Origin of the sequence: Clostridium tarantellae (genome assembly GCF_009295725.1) — a bacterium.
Classification (GTDB): domain Bacteria; phylum Bacillota; class Clostridia; order Clostridiales; family Clostridiaceae; genus Sarcina; species Sarcina tarantellae.
In genome coordinates, this window is record NZ_WHJC01000478.1 from 1 (window position 1) to 1592 (window position 1592).

General features: G+C 28.5%; 1 protein-coding gene, 2 rRNA genes and 1 pseudogene. 1 reads left to right on the forward strand and 3 read right to left on the reverse strand.

What is annotated here, in order from left to right; all coding sequences use genetic code 11:
- A partial coding sequence (locus GBZ86_RS15735) for a transposase (RefSeq protein ID WP_152892227.1) occupies positions 1-203 on the reverse strand: 203 nt, incomplete at its 3' end.
- Positions 204-574: 371 nt separating this feature from the next.
- On the opposite strand from GBZ86_RS15735, the pseudogene GBZ86_RS15740 reads away from it, so the two are divergent.
- Positions 575-1087, forward strand: a pseudogene (locus tag GBZ86_RS15740) (redoxin domain-containing protein).
- A 145-nt stretch (positions 1088-1232) separates the two neighbouring features.
- Here GBZ86_RS15740 and rrf read toward each other — a convergent pair.
- Together rrf and GBZ86_RS15750 are read right to left on the reverse strand one after the other, a co-directional pair.
- Positions 1233-1350: ribosomal RNA gene (gene rrf, locus GBZ86_RS15745) — 5S ribosomal RNA — on the reverse strand.
- Between the two features lie 55 nt (positions 1351-1405).
- A 23S ribosomal RNA gene (locus tag GBZ86_RS15750) occupies positions 1406-1592 on the reverse strand; the annotation flags it as partial.

The window sequence follows — 1592 nt, forward strand, 5'->3', positions numbered from 1 at the left end:
TCCATTTTTTTAGTTAAATCTTCTGATTTGGCATAAAGAGACGAATTAGCTTTTAATCTTATAGCATAAAAAGCTTTATTTTCTTCTATTAATTTAAATAATTCTGGATTTGCAAAACCACTATCAGATGTTAAATTTCCACCTTCAAAATTTATTTTAATTTTACTATTGAAATTTACTGATTTTTCTAATAAACTACTCATATAAGGATTCTCCCTTCATTGTTTGTTTTTTCCTTAATTTAACAATAATAGGGTTGAATCCTTTTTTCTATACTTTTTCACCTAATAGGTGAATTTTTTTTTGTAGAAAAGCATTATTTTAAGCCATATCTATTATGATTTTTATTTTTTCATGAATAATTAGGGTTTATAAATAAAATCTTAAAAAGATAGTAAATTTCTTTAAGATTCTATGTATTTCTCCATATTAAAAATTTTTTCCTGTTTTTGTACTGACTTTTTATTAATGAATAATTGTTATTAATACTATACTTTTGGTAATAATTATCATTCAAATGAATTTAGGAGGTTAATTATTATGATATTAATAGAAAAAAATCTCATATTTAAATATACAAGCATATCAAAATAGAAATTTTAAAGAAATATCAAAAATTTCTATTAAAGCACATTGGTCATTATTTTTCTTTTATCCAGCAGATTTTACTTTTGTTTGTCCAACAGAATTAGGAAATTTAGCTGATAATTATAACAAATTTAAAGAAATTGGCTGTGAAATTTATTCAGTATCAACAGATACTCACTTTGTACATAAAACATTGGCAGATGCTTCTGAAACAATTTCAAAATTAAATATCCTATGTTAGTAGATCCAACTGGAAAATTAGCAAGAGATTTTGAAGTTATGATTAAAGATGAAGGACTAGCTTTAAGAGAAGCATTTATTGTTAATCCAGATGGAATAATTAAAGCTTACGAAGTTAATGATTTAGGAATAGGAAGAAATGCTGATGAATTATTAAGAAAAGTTCAAGCTACTAATTTATAGCTGAACATGGTGATCATTTTACCCAGCTAAATGGTCTCCTTGCCTAATTTTACTTAATCTTATTCCATACACATAAATTAAAGAGACACCCAAGATCTTAAGTATCTCTTTAATTAACTAATTGCTTATTTAAATTTATAAACTCGTAATAATATAAATTTTTACGGATTTATTTTTTAATAGAAAATAAAAAACTCAGCTTTAATTAGCTGAGTTTACTTACCTGGCAACCACCTACTCTCCCACACAGTCTCCCATGCAGTACCATCGGCCTCCTAAGGCTTAACCTTCGTGTTCGAAATGGGAACGGGTGTTACCCTTAGGAGCATCATCACCAGATTTTAACAACTTTTTATTCTTTCAAAATTGCACTAAGTATTAAGTTTACTTTTATTTGGTCAAGCCCTCGACCTATTAGTATCAGTCAGCTGAACATGTTACCATGCTTACACCCCTGACCTATCAACCTTGTGTTCTTCAAGGGGTCTTACTAGCTTATGCTATGGGAAATCTCATCTTGAGGTGGGCTTCACGCTTAGATGCTTTCAGCGTTTATCCCTTCCCGACTTAGCTACCCAGCT